General features: G+C 60.7%; 9 protein-coding genes. 6 read left to right on the plus strand and 3 right to left on the minus strand.

Annotation, left to right across the window (positions count from 1 at the left end; all coding sequences use genetic code 11):
* The first annotated feature begins 168 nt into the window (after positions 1 to 168).
* From TX23_RS06750 to TX23_RS06765, 4 genes are read left to right on the plus strand one after another with little or no spacing between them, the layout of a single operon-like run.
* Positions 169 to 1335: an efflux RND transporter periplasmic adaptor subunit gene (locus TX23_RS06750; protein WP_057701542.1), complete on the plus strand. Its 1167-nt coding sequence runs from the start codon at positions 169 to 171 to the stop codon at positions 1333 to 1335.
* Positions 1332 to 4427, plus strand: coding sequence for a multidrug efflux RND transporter permease subunit (locus tag TX23_RS06755; RefSeq protein ID WP_057701543.1), 3096 nt, complete (start codon positions 1332 to 1334; stop codon positions 4425 to 4427). Before TX23_RS06750 ends, TX23_RS06755 begins: the two co-directional genes overlap by 4 nt.
* A 7-nt stretch (positions 4428 to 4434) precedes the next feature.
* Positions 4435 to 5127, plus strand: a complete 693-nt coding sequence (locus tag TX23_RS06760) for a heavy metal response regulator transcription factor (RefSeq protein WP_057701544.1) — start codon at positions 4435 to 4437, stop codon at positions 5125 to 5127.
* Positions 5117 to 6481, plus strand: a complete 1365-nt coding sequence (locus tag TX23_RS06765) for a heavy metal sensor histidine kinase (RefSeq protein ID WP_057701545.1) — start codon at positions 5117 to 5119, stop codon at positions 6479 to 6481. The genes TX23_RS06760 and TX23_RS06765 overlap by 11 nt, the downstream gene beginning before the upstream one ends.
* Before the next feature lie 29 nt (positions 6482 to 6510).
* Here the strand turns inward: TX23_RS06765 and TX23_RS06770 are convergent, their stop codons facing one another.
* Genes TX23_RS06770 through TX23_RS06780 form a run of 3 tightly spaced genes read right to left on the minus strand, consistent with a single transcriptional unit; the run spans position 6511 to position 12132 of the window.
* Complete coding sequence (locus tag TX23_RS06770; RefSeq protein WP_082629581.1) at positions 6511 to 9666, minus strand: PAAR domain-containing protein; 3156 nt, start codon at positions 9664 to 9666, stop codon at positions 6511 to 6513.
* A 54-nt stretch (positions 9667 to 9720) separates the two neighbouring features.
* The gene (locus TX23_RS06775; RefSeq protein ID WP_057701547.1) at positions 9721 to 10149 is read right to left on the minus strand and encodes a DcrB-related protein; all 429 of its coding nucleotides are present in this window, start codon (positions 10147 to 10149) and stop codon (positions 9721 to 9723) included.
* A 45-nt stretch (positions 10150 to 10194) separates the two neighbouring features.
* Positions 10195 to 12132: a type VI secretion system Vgr family protein gene (locus TX23_RS06780; protein WP_034126342.1), complete on the minus strand. Its 1938-nt coding sequence runs from the start codon at positions 12130 to 12132 to the stop codon at positions 10195 to 10197.
* Positions 12133 to 12593: 461 nt separating this feature from the next.
* Between TX23_RS06780 and TX23_RS06785 the strand changes: the two genes are divergently transcribed.
* Together TX23_RS06785 and TX23_RS06790 are read left to right on the plus strand one after the other, a co-directional pair.
* Positions 12594 to 13916, plus strand: a complete 1323-nt coding sequence (locus TX23_RS06785; RefSeq protein WP_057701548.1) for an OprD family porin — start codon at positions 12594 to 12596, stop codon at positions 13914 to 13916.
* Between the two features lie 162 nt (positions 13917 to 14078).
* Positions 14079 to 15575 (plus strand): diguanylate cyclase, encoded by a 1497-nt coding sequence (locus TX23_RS06790; protein WP_057701549.1) that lies wholly within the window; start codon positions 14079 to 14081, stop codon positions 15573 to 15575.
* Positions 15576 to 16039 lie beyond the last annotated feature (464 nt).

The following is a 16039-nucleotide window of genomic DNA, read 5'->3' on the forward strand; positions in this document are numbered from 1 at the left end:
AAAAGCGCAAGTATACGGGGCCGCGACTGCCAGCAGTAACTTCAAGCGACAAGCTCGCAGGGCCTAACTGTCACGGCTGTCAGTTTGCCGTCACCGTGCTGACGGTGAAACAGCGCTATAAAGCAGCTTTCCAAACTCAAACGTGCAGTTTGCGCCGGCGTCTCTCCTATGCAGAACAAACGAAACATGGCCCTGATGGTGGGCGCCGCCCTGATACTGGCCGTCGCAGCCTGGGCGTTAACTCGGCCAGCCAAGGCCCGGCTGGCGGCGCCTACCGCGATTCCTGTGCGGGTGGTGAGCGTGACGCAACAGGATGTACCGCGGTTTGTCAGCGGCATCGGCTCGGTGCTGTCGTTGCACAATGTGGTGATTCGCCCGCAGCTCGACGGCATTCTCACCCGGTTGCTGGTCAAGGAAGGCCAGTCGGTGAAGGCCGGTGACCTGCTGGCGACCCTCGATGACCGCTCGATCCGCGCCAGCCTCGACCAGGCCAAGGCGCAACTGGGCGAAAGCCAGGCGCAACTGCAAGTGGCACTGGTCAACCTCAAGCGCTACAAGGAATTGAGCATCGACGACGGCGTGTCAAAGCAGACTTACGACCAGCAACAGGCATTGGTGAATCAGCTCCGGGCCACCGTGCAAGGCAATCAGGCCGCGATTGAGGCTGCCAACGTGCAACTTTCCTACACCCAGATTCGCTCTCCCGTCAGCGGCCGCGTGGGCATTCGCAGCGTGGATGAAGGTAACTTCCTGCGCATGAGCGACGCCCAGGGGCTGTTCTCCGTCACCCAGCTCGACCCGATCGCCGTTGAGTTCTCCCTGCCGCAGCAGATGCTGCCGACCCTGCAGGGCCTGATCGCGGCGCCAACCCCGGCCAGCGTCGACGCCTACCTGGGCGCCGATACCGACGGCGACACCGGCCACCTGCTCGGCGAAGGCCACCTGAGCCTGATCGACAACCAGATCAGCTCTACCACCGGCACTCTTCGGGCCAAGGCCGAGTTCAACAACTCGGCGCAAAAGCTGTGGCCTGGGCAACTGGTGACCATCAAGATCCAGACGGCCCTCGACAAGAATGCTCTGGTGGTGCCGCCGACCGTGGTGCAGCGTGGGCTGGACTCGCATTTCGTGTACCGAGTGAACGGTGATAAAGCAGACGTGGTACCGGTGCAGGTCACCTACCAGAACAGTGAGATCAACATCATCAAGGGCGTGCAGGCCGGGGACGTGCTGGTCAGCGACGGTCAGTCGCGGCTCAAGGCCGGCGCCCAGGTGGAGGTGCTCAAGGCGCCGCCGCACGTGATACAGGCCGCTGACGCCACGGTGCAACCATGAGCGGCAGCCGCTCGCCCTCGGCCTGGTGCGTTGATCACCCGGTCGCCACTCTGCTGCTGACATTTGCCTTGGTACTGCTGGGGATCATCGCCTTCCCACGCCTGTCCATCGCCCCGCTGCCGGAAGCGGAATTTCCGACGATCCAGGTCACCGCGCAACTGCCCGGTGCCAGCCCGGACACCATGGCTTCATCAGTGGCCACGCCGCTGGAAGTGCAATTCAGTGCCATCCCCGGTGTGACCCAGATGACCTCCAGCAGCGCCTTGGGCTCAAGCCTTTTGACCTTGCAGTTCACCCTGGAAAAAAGCATCGACACCGCCGCCCAGGAAGTCCAGGCCGCGATCAACACCGCCTCCGGCAAGCTGCCCGGCGATATGCCGAGCTTGCCGACCTGGAGAAAGGTCAACCCGGCGGACAGCCCGGTGCTGATCCTCAGCGTCAGTTCAGGCAGCATGCCCAGCACCGAGCTGAGCGACTACGTGGAAACCCTGCTGGCGCGCCAGATCAGCCAGATCGACGGCGTCGGTCAGATCAACATCACCGGCCAGCAACGCCCGGCGATTCGCGTGCAGGCCTCCCCCGACAAACTCGCAGCCATCGGCCTGACACTTGCCGATATACGCCTGGCTATTCAGCAGTCGAGCCTCAACCTGGCCAAAGGCGCGATCTATGGCGAGAACAGCGTGTCGACCCTGTCGACCAACGACCAACTGTTTCACCCCGAGGAATACGGCCAGTTAATCGTTTCCTACAAAAACGGCGCACCGGTTCAACTGCGCGATATCGCCAAGGTCATCAATGGCTCGGAAAACGCCTACGTGCAAGCCTGGTCCGGCGATACGCCAGGGGTGAATCTAGTGATTTCGCGCCAACCCGGCGCCAACATTGTCGAAACCGTCGACCGCATCCAGGCCGAACTGCCGCGCCTGCAAGGCATGTTGCCGGCCTCGGTACAGGTCAGCGTATTGACCGATCGCACCAAGACCATCCGCGCGTCTCTGCATGAAGTGGAAATGACCCTGCTGATCGCCATCCTGCTGGTGGTGGCAGTGATGGCGCTGTTTTTGCGCCAACTCTCGGCGACGTTGATTGTGTCGGCCGTGCTGGGTGTATCGCTGGTGGCCAGTTTTGCCCTGATGTACGTGATGGGGTTCAGCCTGAACAACCTGACCCTGGTCGCCATCGTGATTGCCGTGGGTTTTGTGGTGGACGATGCGATTGTGGTGGTGGAGAACATCCATCGACACCTGGAGGCCGGCCTGAGCCAGCGCGAAGCGGCGATCAAGGGTTCCGGCGAAATCGGCTTTACCGTGGTGTCTATCAGCTTCTCGCTGGTGGCGGCGTTTATTCCACTGCTGTTCATGGGCGGCGTGGTCGGGCGGCTGTTCAAGGAGTTCGCGCTGACGGCCACCTCGACCATCCTGATTTCGGTAGTGGTTTCGCTGACATTGGCACCGACCTTAGCCGCCTTGTTCATGCGTGCCCCTACCCACCCTGCCCACGCCAAACCCACCTTCAGCGAACGCCTGCTGGCCGGCTATGCGCGCAACCTGCGCCGTGCCCTGGCGCACCAACGCAGCATGGCCGCGATCTTCGTGGTAACCCTGGCCCTGGCTGTGGTCGGCTATGTGTTCATTCCCAAGGGATTCTTCCCGGTGCAAGACACCGGTTTCGTGCTCGGCACCAGCGAGGCGACGGCCGATGTGTCGTACAAGGACATGGTCGCCAAGCACAAGACCCTGGCGGACATCGTCAAGGCTGACCCCGCGGTGCTGGCGTTTTCCCACTCGGTGGGCGTCACCGGCAGCAACCAGACCATCGCCAACGGGCGCTTCTGGATTGCCCTGAAAGATCGCGGTGATCGCGACGTGTCCGCCAGCCAGTTTATCGACCGCCTGCGCCCGCAACTGGCGAAGGTGCCCGGTATCGTGCTGTACCTGCGCGCCGGCCAGGACATCAACCTGAGCTCCGGCCCCAGCCGCGCCCAGTACCAATACGTGCTCAAGAGCAACGACGGCCCGACGCTCAATACCTGGACCCAACGCCTCACCGAGAAACTGCGCAGCAACCCGGCGTTTCGCGACCTGTCCAACGACCTGCAACTGGGCGGCAGCATTACCCACATCAGCATCGACCGCCAGGCCGCGGCCCGCTTCGGCCTGACCGCCACCGATGTCGACCAGGCGCTGTACGACGCCTTCGGTCAGCGCCAGATCAACGAGTTTCAGACCGAGATCAATCAGTACCAGGTGATACTCGAACTGGACAGCCAGCAACGCGGCAGGGCCGAAAGCCTCAATTACTTTTACTTGCGCTCGCCGCTGACCAACGAGATGGTGCCGCTGTCGGCACTGGCCAGGGTCGACCCGCCGACCGTCGGGCCGTTGTCTATCAGCCATGACGGCATGTTCCCCGCCGCCAACCTGTCGTTCAACCTGGCGCCCGGCGTGGCCCTGGGCGACGCGGTGATCATGCTCGACCAGGCCAAGAACGACATCGGTATGCCCAGCACCCTGATCGGCAACTTCCAGGGCGCGGCCCAGGCGTTCCAGAGTTCGCTGGCCAGCCAACCATGGCTGATCCTCGCAGCGCTGGTGGCGGTGTATATCATCCTGGGCGTGCTGTACGAGAGTTTCGTGCACCCGCTGACGATCATTTCCACCTTGCCCTCGGCGGGCCTGGGTGCGCTGATCATGCTGTGGCTGCTGGGCCAGGATTTTTCGATCATGGCCTTGATCGGCCTGGTGTTGCTGATCGGCATCGTCAAGAAAAACGGCATCCTGATGATCGACTTCGCCCTGGAAGCCCAGCGCGTGCGTGGGCTGACCCCGCAGGATGCGATTTATGAAGCCTGCGTCACGCGGTTCCGACCGATCGTCATGACTACCCTCGCCGCCCTGCTCGGCGCGGTGCCCTTGATGCTGGGCTCGGGCCCTGGGGCGGAACTGCGCCAACCGCTGGGCATTGCGGTGGTGGGCGGCTTGCTGGTGAGCCAGGCGCTGACGCTGTTCACCACTCCGGTCATATACTTGTACCTCGAACGGCTTTTCCACAGGCCCAAACCAGCGCTGGCGCTGGCGACCACACACTGAGGCGGTCATGCGCGTCCTGATTATTGAAGATGAAGAAAAAACCGCAGACTACCTGCACCGCGGCCTGACGGAGCAAGGCTATACCGTCGACGTGGCACGTGAAGGCGTCGAGGGTCTGCACCTGGCGCTGGAGAATGAGTACGCGGTGATCGTGCTCGATGTGATGTTGCCCGGCCTGGACGGCTTTGGCGTATTGCGAGCGTTGCGCGCCCGCAAGCAGACGCCGGTGATCATGCTCACCGCCCGCGAGCGCGTGGAAGACCGTATCCGCGGCCTGCGCGAAGGCGCCGATGATTACCTGGGCAAGCCGTTTTCGTTCCTTGAATTGGTGGCGCGCCTGCAAGCCCTGACCCGCCGCAGCGGCGGCCATGAGCCGGTGCAGGTCACCGTTGCCGACCTGTGGATTGACTTGATCAGCCGCAAGGCCAGTCGCAACGGTGTACGCCTTGACCTGACCGCCAAGGAGTTCTCGCTGCTCAGCGTGTTGGCGCGGCGCCAGGGCGAGATACTGTCCAAGACCGCCATCGCCGAGATGGTCTGGGACATCAATTTCGACAGCGATGCCAACGTGGTGGAAGTGGCGATCAAGCGCTTGCGCGCCAAGCTCGATGGGCCGTTCGAACACAAGCTGCTGCACACCATTCGCGGCATGGGCTATGTGCTGGAGAACCGCATACTGGAAAACCAAAGTGGTCGCTAACTCCATCGCCCTGCGCCTGAGCGGCATGTTTACCCTGGTGGCGCTGCTGATCTTCGTGTTGATCGGCGGCGCGCTGTACCAGCAAGTGGATCGCGGCCTGGGGTTGTTGCCGGGGGCCGAACTGGATGCGCGCTACAGCGTGCTGGAGTCATCGGTGAACCGCTTCGGCACGCCGGAGCATTGGGTCAAGATAAAGGCCAAGCTCAAGCTGTTGGGGGAAGAGGACAAACGCATTCGATTCTGGGTGGTCAGCAGCGACCCGAGCTATGAATATGGCGAACCGGATGCGCAAATCCGCGCCTTTGCACAGGGCCCGGCAGGCAAGCGCGACCTGCGCCTGCCCGGCCACGCTTATCCCTTCAAGGTGCTGGTCAGCCAGTTTGCGGCCAAGGACCAGCGCCCGGCGTTGCGCTTTATGATCGCCATCGACACCGAAAACTTCCGCGCCACTCAGCATCACTTGCTGGTCGCGCTGATCAGCCTGGCGCTGGTCGGTGTGGTGCTGGCCTCGCTGTTGGGCTTCTGGGTTGCGCGTATCGGCCTCAAGCCACTGGAAAAACTCTCCGATGAGGCTCAGAAACTCGCCCCGCCCAAACTCTCCGGGCGCTTGCAACTGTCGCCGCTGCCGCCGGAATTGAGCCTGTTCGTCAATTCGTTCAATGCCACCCTCGACCGTGTGGAGCAAGCCTATTCGCGCCTGGAATCGTTCAACGCCGACGTGGCCCATGAACTGCGCTCGCCGCTGACCAACCTGATCGGCCAGACCCAAGTCGCGCTCACACGCGGGCGTTCGGCCGAGCACTATTTCGAGGTGCTGCAATCGAACCTGGAAGAGCTGGAACGGCTGCGCTCGATCATCAACGACATGCTGTTCCTTGCCAGCGCCGACCAGGGCAGCAAAGCCACCAAGCTGATCGAATGCTCCCTGGCCGATGAAGTGGCCACCACCCTCGACTATCTGGATTTTATCCTCGAAGACGCCCAGGTTCAGGTGCGCGTGGACGGCGATGCCCTGGTGCAGATCGAAAAGGCCCACCTGCGGCGTGCGCTGATCAACCTGCTGAGCAATGCCGTGCAACACACCGCACCCGGGCAGATTATCGACGTGCATATCCAGGTGCAGGCACACCAGGTGGCGATTGGCGTGACCAACCCCGGCGATGCGATTGCCAGCGAACACTTGCCACGCCTGTTTGAACGTTTCTACCGCGTGGATGCCTCGCGCAGCAACAGCGGGGCCAATCACGGGCTGGGGCTGGCGATCGTCAAGGCGATTGCGTTGATGCATGGGGGGGATGTGTTTGTGCGCAGTGAGGGCGGTGGCAATACGTTTGGTATCACCCTGCCGGTATAGCTGCGTTCGCTGAACAGTTTACCTTTGCTCTAGCTCGTGCGAGTGCTCAGCACTTCGTCGTGCAATGCGCCGCGCTCGAAATCGCTGATCACCCGGCCGCCCAGGTTGATTTGATGCAGGTGACTGCTGCCGTAGTACAGGTGGTTAAGTTGGCGCTGATCGGGCAGGGTCAGGGTTTGCAGGTTGCCCAGTTCATCGTAGTCGTACTGCAAAAGGCCGGCGCTGTTGGTTTCGCTGAGCAGTTGACCGAGGGCATCGTAGGTGTAGTCGAGCCGCTGCTGGTCACCTCGTATGTCGGTGAAGTTGATCGCCAGCAGGTTGTCGGCATTGTCGTAGGCATACTCGGTGATGCCATCGTCGGTGCGTTTGCGGATCAGGCGGCCGAGGGCGTCACGCTCGAAATGATGTACCAGTGGCCTGTGCGGTTCGGCGCTGTCCTTGCCATCCAGCTCAGGTTCGGCATTCGGCGCGGGGATGTGGTGGATGGCGGTGACATCGTCCAACGGGTTGTACTGGTAGATGCGCCCGCTGCCATCCAGGTCCTGCTGGGCCAGCAGGCGGTCCAGCACGTCCCATTCGAAGCGGTAGCGTTCGCGGTTTTCATTGCTCAAGTGCAGCAGGCGGCCATAGGCGTCGTAGCCAAACTCGACACTGTGGCCGAGGGCGTCAATCCGGCGGATTAGCCGGCCACTGTGGTCGTAACGCAGGCGGGTGATGCGCTGGGCCGGGTCGGTATAGGCAATGAGGTGGCCGGCGGCGTCAATATCGTAGCGGTCGATGCGGCCGTCCGGGCGCTGGCTTTCGATCAGGTAGCCGCGGGTGTCATACCGATAGTGGGTGTGTTCGCCACGGGCATTGATAGCTTCGCTGAGTTGGCCGCGCCGATTATAGCGGTAGTGGGTTTCGGCGTTGGAGCAGTCGCGGTAGCTGAGTAACTGTCCATGGGCGTTCCAGCGCAGGTATTTGTGCTTGTCCAGCGGGTCGAGGATGCATTGGACTTGGCCTTGGCTGTCGTAACGATAATGGGTCTTTCGGCCGAGAGGATCTTGCTCCCACAGCAGATTGCCCTGGCTGTCATAACCGAAACGTTGAGTGCGCCCGGCGCCGTCGGTAATGCTCAGGGGTAACGCCCAGTGGCGGGTGTAACGGACCCGTTCGTAGCGACCCAGTGGGTCGCGGGTCTCGATCAGACGGCCGAGTTCGTCGTAGCCGTATTGCCATTCGCCGCCCTGTGGGTCGATGCTCTTGAGCAGTTGGCCGGCCAGTACATCGTCTTGCCAACAATGGCCCATGGGGTCGATGTGTTTGTAAATCTCGTAGAACGGCCCCCAGTAGTAATGGTCCTGGCGACCGAGGCTGTCGGTAACGCGGGTTTCGCCTTTTTCCAGGTCGTAATCGAAGCGGTAGTCTTCGCCATCACTGCCCCAATGGCGAATGACGCGCCACTCATGGTCAGGCAGAGGCTCCAGCAGCGGAGGGAAGTTGCAGAGGCTGCCATCTGCGCGCACTGATTGAGGACGTTGCGCAAGAACTTCGAAACGTTGCCATTGATACTGTCGAGTCGCGCCACTGGGCAGGGTGTGGCTACCGAGGTAGCCATGCGCCGTGTAGGTGAAGCTACGCAAGACCTGGCCGGTGGCATCGAGCACCTCCTGCAGTTGGCCGCTTTGGGTATAGCGATAGCTGGCAAGGACTTCGGTGTGTTCGATCTGCGGATCATCGCCAAGCCTGATATAGAGCCGTTCCACTTGGCTGACCCGCTTCGGGTGCTGCGTGTCATAGCTCAGTCGGATGGTGGTTCGGCTCAAACCGTCGCACACGTAGTGCAGCCGACCTGTCTGATCGTAGAAAAGCCCTACGGTATTCAGGTTGCGATCACCCAGCTTGATCAGGCGTGAGCGTTTCGGGTTGTGCGGGTCAGTCTGGAAGACTTGGTAGAGACCGGTGTAGATGTCCTCGACCACGGTCTGTCCGTCTTCAAGTTGAAAGAACGCTAACCCATCGAGAACGCTGACAAAGGCATCGTTCGCCTTTAGCCGACCCAGTTCCAGGCGGGTGCCTTCGTCATCGACATAGATCCACAACTCGCCGCCCTCGGGGTGGGGCACGCGCAGGATTTCCACTTCGTAGGGCACGCTCCAGCCCATGCCGAACAGGCCTTCGCTGCGCAGGTCATTGCTGTCATAACCTCTGGCCCATTCAATGGGAAGCAACCCCGGCAAGGTGAAGTCGTGATCCTCCGGTCCTCCCAGCACTTTGCTTCCGGTTGAAACAATCACCGGGCTGCCTTTGCACGGACGGATGCGTGGCTGCGGTTTGGGGCTGCCCTTCGGTCGCGGCCGAAGCTTGATTTTGCGTGAGATCAACATGCCGGCCACCATGCCGGTGAATTGCGCAATTTTGCTTTTGCCATTGCGGATATCCCGCACGGTCAGTGGCTCGCCACCTATGCGCACGTTGGGAGACACATTGGCATCGCTGTCGATGGTTGCATCGCACGTGGTCTTGTCGCCGGCTCGGGCGGCAGGCTGCCCGTTGATGAAGACCTTGCTGGACCCCTGCGCGATGTAGCCAATCGGCATGGGCGGATGGCGTTCGCAAGTGATCTCATCTTGGTCTGCCGGTTGTGTTCCCGGGGCTGCTGGCGTGGTGACCGGCGGGTTGAAGATGTCGTAGATCGCCATGCCCAGCCCGAGTACCGGCATGAGCATGGGCGCGGCGGACATCGCCATTGCGCCGATATTGTCCAGAAATGACGGTTCTGCCTGTTCTTCGGAAGCGTCCTCGCTGCCACCCTCTGAGCTGCGTCCAGCGGCCCGAGCAGCGGGTTTTCCGTTGACGTGGGTATTTTGCGAGCCGCTTTCAATCTTGCCGAAAGGTTCTGCCGGGAACACGCTGTTGGCGAGTGAATCACACCCATCGGTGATGGCTTCACCAATGCTCTTGTCGCCTATTGGAATCATGCTGGCACCGCCTACCAGTGCTCCAGCAATCACAGGGACAAGTACTGCCGCCGCACCGCCCGTACCCACAACCGCGACAACAGTACCGGCGATAGCCGCCGCAACAAGAGCGGTAGCTGCGGCGTAGACAACCGCTTCTGCCAATGCGCTCATCAGCTCTGCAGCGAGTGGTGGGTGAAGGATCGCGTCTCCCTCCCTGGCGGCGTGTACGTTCTGCGCCATTGGTATGTGCTCCTTGCTTAACGGGCGTGCAGGCAAATGGAATGAGTGACCTGATCAGGCAAAGTGCAGGCTGTCTTTGATCGCGCGCCAATGGCCGATGTCTGCTTCGCTAAGCGCGCTATGTTTGCTGTAATTCAGGACCAGCAGGCGTTGTTGCCCAGGCAGTTGGCAGGCCAACTGAAGCTGGTACATCGGCTTGTTTGCGTGCGTAAACTGGAGCACGGCTTCGCGACCTTCGACTGGCTTGTCTTTCCCAATAAAAACGGTTACTGGGTCAGTGCAGGTCAACGCAGCGAGCCGCTTGTGCAGCAAGTCCAGTTGAAACGCGTAAGCCTCATCCAAGGTCTGGTGCTCCGGCAGCGCACTGCGAGCGATGACCAAGGTCGTTTGCCGTTCGCGAAACTGGAGCATGTTCAGCGTGGTGTCTTCGGGCATCTCATCGCCGAGATCGACGTTGAGATCCTGAGTCAGGTATCTGGCCATTCAGGTGTTCCTTGTTTGGGGAAATACAGGTCAGTGATCGGAGTCTCAGTCCTGCTGGAAGTGGCTGTTCGCTTGGTCTTGGAGCGCACTGGCAGCTCGCCCGTCAGCCGCAACGGCAGCGGTACCACCTTCCACATTGAGATCCAACATGCCGTCGGGGGTGTTGATTTGGCCGGACTTCAACCCGGTGATATTGAAGTTCTCGCAGGTGATATTCAGGGTGCCGTTGGCGTGCAATTCGATCACCGTCTTGCCGCATTTCAGGCGTAACGCGTTGCCCACTTCGACGGTGTATTCGTCGGCGACCGAGTCACTTTTGCTGCCGCCTACTTTCAACGTGTCGTTGGCCTTCACCACCCGCATGCGGGTACGGCCAACAGTGATGGTTTCGTCCTGGCCGACCTGGCTGCTTCGGTCGGCGCCAATGGATTGGGTCTGGTTGTTCTTGACGATGGTGTTCTGATCTTTCTGGGCATGAATAAACACCTCCTCCTGGCCCAGCTCATCCTCAAAGCGCAGCTCATTGAAACCTTCGCCCTTGTGGGTGCGGCTCTTGATGGTCATCCGCGTCTTGTGTTTGGGCAGCTCGTAGGGCGGCAGGTTGGTCTGTCTGTAGGCGGTCCCAGTGGCGATCGGCTGGTCAGGATCTCCGTCCAGGTGGCTGATCACTAACTCCTGACCTACGCGCGGGATCGCGATGGAGCCCCAGGTCGCCCCGGCCCAGCCTTGGGTGACGCGGATCCAGCACGAGCTGTGGTCGTTGTTTTTGTCCGCACGATCCCATGGAAACTGCACCTTGACCCGGCCCCATTCATCGCAATAGATCTCTTCCCCCGGCGGGCCAACTACCGTGGCGATCTGCGGGCCATCGATGCAGGGTTTGGGGGGCAGCGGCGCTTTCCAGTCCGAGGTCCAGCGGATGGCGCTGGCTTTCAACGAGTAAGAGGTACCGAGGCCGCTGCCGAACGATTCTTCCTGCAAGCTGGTGTGCTGCTTGCCTTCGTGTTTTATGGCGATGGTGCGCCAGCGGTCGTTGAAGTCTTCGCGGGGATGATCGTTGAGGTCGAAGGCCAACCCCGGTTGCAGGCGTTCATCGTCGCCTTCGACATGGGCCAGTTTGGCGTCGTTGCGTAGCGCCGTTAGGCGCGTCTTGGTGAAGGGCTTGCCAGCAATGTCGCGTTTGTAGCGGCCGGGGTAGTCGTAACGTTCGTAGTCCTTGTGCTGGTTTTTCAAGTCCTGGTCGCCGGTGGCGGTGTGCTGTTGGTCGTAGCGCGGGTGTGTGAAGGTGTAGTCGCGCTGCACCTGGCGTGCGGTGCGCACTTGTTCGGTGTAGTGGAAGCGGTTTAACGCTGGCTCCTTGGAGTCGCCACCTCCCATGGGCTGGTAGATCACCGGGCAGTCGGTGTGGGTGCCGATGGTGCCGAGGCCGCCGACGCGGTCTGTGAGCACGAGGGTGTGGCCGTCGGCGCGGTGTTCGAAGGTGTAGAGCAGGCCTTCTTCGGCGGCGAGGCGGGCGATGAAGTCGAGGTCGGTTTCACCGGCCTGCACGCAGTATTCGCGGGGTTGGTGTTCGAAGCAGATTTCGCTGCGGATGTCGGTCAGTTTGTGCTCGGCCAGCATGCTGGTGATGATGTCTGGCACGGTCTGGGCCTGGAAGATGCGCCAGTTGGAGCGCAGATCGAAACGCTTCAGAGTCGGTTCGACCACGGCGGTGTAGCGGGTTCGGCGAAAACCGGTATCGCCCTGTTGGAACAGGCTGACCAGGCCATGGACGTAGCGTACCGGAGTGTCGTCGCGCCAAATGGTGAACACGGCGGCCAGGTCGAGCATGCGGTAGAAGTCGATGGCCGGGTGGTGACTGACCAGTTCCAGTTCGAGTTTGAAGGGCTGGGACAAGCCTTCTTCAAGGGTGAACGAGACCACTTCGAAGGGATCGCCCCGCAGCGGTTCGAAGGTGTAACGCAGGTCACTTTGACGGGGCATGAGGGCATCCTTGTAATACGCCTGAGACAAGACGTAATCCTAGGAAGCTGTGATCTAGCACTTCAATGGTGCGGAGGAAATCGAGAGGTCTCTTACCCACGCAGCTACAAAGAGCTGTCAGACCTTTCTGTACTACTCAGAGTAAAGCCGTACAACTGTAGGCAAATCAATCGATAGCTTGAAGGTCCACGCCAGAGGTCAACTGTTGCGGTTTGGGCAATAGTTATTATCTTGTTACACTCTGTATCGCACCGCTCGCCTGCGTTACTTTGACGCACCGATGAGCGCGACGGCAAAGACAGCTGACCACTCACCCGAATTTCCCTCGACTTATTTCCAGGGCTCTACACTGGGAATCTGTCTTAAAGCCGCTGACTTCAGCGGCTTTTTTTTGCCGTGAAAAAAGGCCGGGCACACCCCACGACACTGGCCGTTCATGATTGACCAAAGGAGCTCCACCGGTGAAGAACTCGCTGACGTTCACCCCGTTATTCCTCGCAATCGCAGCAACGATCATCCCGCTTGCCCACGCGGCAGACGCCCCGCCCGCCGAAGGTTTCGTCGAGGGTTCACACCTCACGATCAACACCCGCAACTACTACATGAACCGCGACCGGCGCGACATCCACACCGATGACAGCAAGGAATGGGGCCAGGGCTTTATCGGCACCTTCGAGTCCGGCTACACCCAGGGCACCGTCGGTTTCGGCCTGGACGTCAATGCCATGCTCGGCCTGAAGCTTGACGGCGGCGGTGGCACTGATGGCTCCAGCATCCTTCCCTACGGCAGCGGCAACGGCAAGGCGCCGGGGTCGTTTTCTACCGCTGGCGGCACCTTGAAAATGCGTGCCTTCGACACTGAACTCAAGGCCGGCGACCTGTTCCTCAACAACCCGGTAATCGCCGGCGGCATGACGCGCATGTTGCCGCAGACGTTCCGGGGTGTAAGCCTGACCAACCACAGCTTTGACGGCTGGATGATCGAAGGTGGCCAGGCCAGCTTCACCAAGCTCTACAACCAGAGTGGCCATCGTCGCATCGGCACCAGCTACGGTGCCCTGCCGGCCAATGCCGACAGCCAGCACCTGGACTGGGCCGGCGTGTCGTTCAGCGGTATCGCCGGGCTGACCAGCAACCTGTACGCCTCCGAACTCAAGGACGTATGGCACCAGTACTACTACGACCTCGAATATACCTACGCCCTCAACGATCTGGTCAGCCTGACCCCCGGCCTGCATTACTACCACACCCAGGACACCGGCCAATCGCTGCTGGGCGATATCGACAACAACACCTACAGCCTGCATTTCACCGTAGGTGTGGGCAACCACAGCGTCACGGCCACCTACCAGCGGGTCAACGGCAACACCCCGTTTGACTACATCACCCAGGGCGACAGCGTGTACCTGGACAACTCCCAGCAGTACTCGGACTTCAACGGCCCCAACGAGCGCTCCTGGAAACTCAAGTACGCCTATGATTTCGCCGGCCTCGGCGTGCCTGGGCTGACGTCTGCCGTGTCGTACATCAGCGGCAAGACCGACCTGACCAAGGTCGACCCCAACAGCCGTGGCTACAGCAGTTGGTACAGCGCCGATGGCAAGGACGCCAAGCACTGGGAACGGGATATCGACGTGAAATATGTGGTGCAGGGCGGCAAGGCCAAGGACCTGGCGGTGCGCCTGCAATGGGCGACCAACCGCGGCAGCAACGGCTACTCGGCAGTGGATCGGGATGTGGATGAGTACCGTGTGATTGTGGATTACCCGATCAACGTGTTCTGAATACAGGTAGGAGCGAGCTTGCTCGCGAAAAACGTTAACGATAACGCGTGCTTCCTGAATAAACGCGGCGTCTGTGAGTTTTTCGCGAGCAAGCTCGCTCCTACAGCCATATTCAAGAGTTGCTACTACGCTAAGGGCATTCTCAACGCAGAAGTATTCCCGATGAGTTCAAGCCCTACCCGCCCCAACCGCCGCCCTGAGCGCCTGCTTATCCTGGGCAGCACGCTGACAGTGTTGCTGATCGTGGGCGTCGTCACGGCACTGCTGATTCGTGAACACGCCAATACCCTGCAGACGGCCAAGCGCACCGCCAACACCATCACTCAAATGATTGATGCTGACGTACTGCGTAACGTCGAGCTCTACGACCTGGGCCTCAAGGGTTTGATTAGCGCTACAGAGCGTACTGACCTTCAGGATGTTTCAGCGAGCATCCGCCATTTAATGCTGTTCGACCGCTCTGCTGCGGCGCCGTACAAGGGCGATGTCTTGTTGCTGGACCCCACCGGCGAGGTGCTTGCCGACTCCTCGCTGCTCACGCCCAAGACCGGCAACTTCGCTGATCGGGACTATTTTCAGGTTCACCGCAAGAATCCGGACGTGGGGTTGTACATCAGCCGTCCGTTCATGGCCCGCTGCGTGTGCGATGACCAATGGCGCATCGCTTTCAGCCGCCGCATTTCATCACCGGACGGGCGTTTCCTGGGGGTTGCCGTCGCGTCCATGCGCCTGTCGTACTTCCACCAGCTGTTCAACAGCCTGAATATCGGCAGCAACAGCACTATCAACCTGCTTAACCACCAAGGCATCCTGCTGGCACAAGAGCCTTTGCTGGAAGTGGACATCATCAACAAGGACCTGAGCCAACGTCCCAACGTCGCACGTATGCTGCGCGAACGGGACGGCAGCTTCCGAAGTATTTCCAGTGTCGATCATCAGGCACGACTTTACAGTTTTTCGAATGTGGGCAACTTGCCGCTGATCGTGGCGGTGGCCTTGTCCAGCGATGAAGTGTTCGCACCCTGGCGGCGTGCGGCGTGGTTGGTTAGCCTCGCGACCGGGGTGCTGTGCGTGGGCCTGCTGTGGCTGACCTGGGCGTTGAGCATGGAGCTGCGCCGTCGCCAGCACGTGGAACAGGTACTGTCAGAACTGGCAGCCACCGACGCCCTCACCGGGCTGGCCAACCGCCGCACCCTGGACGAACGCTTGCGGCTGGAATGGGACCGGGCACAACGCTCGACCGAGTCGTTGAGCGTGTTGATGATCGATGTGGACCACTTCAAGGCCTTCAACGACCGTCATGGTCACCAGGGCGGCGATGAGGCGTTGCGTACAGTCGCACAGGTAATCGCCAGCCATATCCGCCGCCCTGCCGACCTGGCGGCGCGTTACGGCGGTGAGGAATTCGCGGTAGTGCTGCCCAATACCGACGCCGAGGGGGCGTGGGTGATCGCCGAGTATATCCGCGAGGGGGTCCAGCACTTGCCGAGAGTGGCCGGGGACGAGCAACCGATCACCGTAAGCATCGGCCTGAGTAACTGGCAGAAGCACAGCCGTATTTCCCTTGAAGACCTGCTGCTCAAGGCTGACCAAGCGTTGTATCAGGCCAAGCACAGCGGCCGTAACCGGACAATGGATGTTTCAAAGACCTCAAACTGATGAGGTCAATTGTGGGGGCTTGCCTGCGATGGCAGTGTTGGATTCACTACCGCTATCGCAGCATAGGTATCTACACAACTCTGTAGCGCTCAACGGTAACCACGATGCGAAGCGAGTCGCCGTTGATCTTGATCTGCTTTTGATCTTGATCTCAGGCGCCCCGTTAAACCACGCTGGCCGAACGCAGGCTTGAATTCGTGGGTAACCCGGCAGGACGCCGGGTTAGCCGCCCCGCGCCATGGATGGCGCGTGGCGGCGGCCCACGGATTCAAGCCTGCGTTCGGGCACACCGAGCCTAGGCGAGGTGCCGAGTGGTGGGGCAAGAGCGTTTTGCTTACTTTTGCGCTTTTCAAAAGTGAGCCGCTGTCAGAGCGGAACCCTAGGTGGCCGTTACCGCAGGAATGGATATGTACACAATCCAACTGTGTTGACTGCGAGGCCGCCTTCGCGAGCAAGCCAGCTCC

This window comes from Pseudomonas paralactis (assembly GCF_001439735.1).
Lineage (GTDB): Bacteria > Pseudomonadota > Gammaproteobacteria > Pseudomonadales > Pseudomonadaceae > Aquipseudomonas > Aquipseudomonas paralactis.

Excerpts from the sequence above, each read along its gene's own strand:
- TX23_RS06750 (WP_057701542.1), top strand. The coding sequence starts at position 169 with ATGCAGAACAAACGAAACATGGCCCTGATGGTGGGCGCCGCCCTGATA.
- TX23_RS06755 (WP_057701543.1), top strand. The coding sequence starts at position 1,332 with ATGAGCGGCAGCCGCTCGCCCTCGGCCTGGTGCGTTGATCACCCGGTC.
- TX23_RS06760 (WP_057701544.1), top strand. The coding sequence starts at position 4,435 with ATGCGCGTCCTGATTATTGAAGATGAAGAAAAAACCGCAGACTACCTG.
- TX23_RS06770 (WP_082629581.1), bottom strand. The coding sequence starts at position 9,666 with ATGGCGCAGAACGTACACGCCGCCAGGGAGGGAGACGCGATCCTTCAC.
- TX23_RS06775 (WP_057701547.1), bottom strand. The coding sequence starts at position 10,149 with ATGGCCAGATACCTGACTCAGGATCTCAACGTCGATCTCGGCGATGAG.
- TX23_RS06780 (WP_034126342.1), bottom strand. The coding sequence starts at position 12,132 with ATGCCCCGTCAAAGTGACCTGCGTTACACCTTCGAACCGCTGCGGGGC.
- TX23_RS06790 (WP_057701549.1), top strand. The coding sequence starts at position 14,079 with ATGAGTTCAAGCCCTACCCGCCCCAACCGCCGCCCTGAGCGCCTGCTT.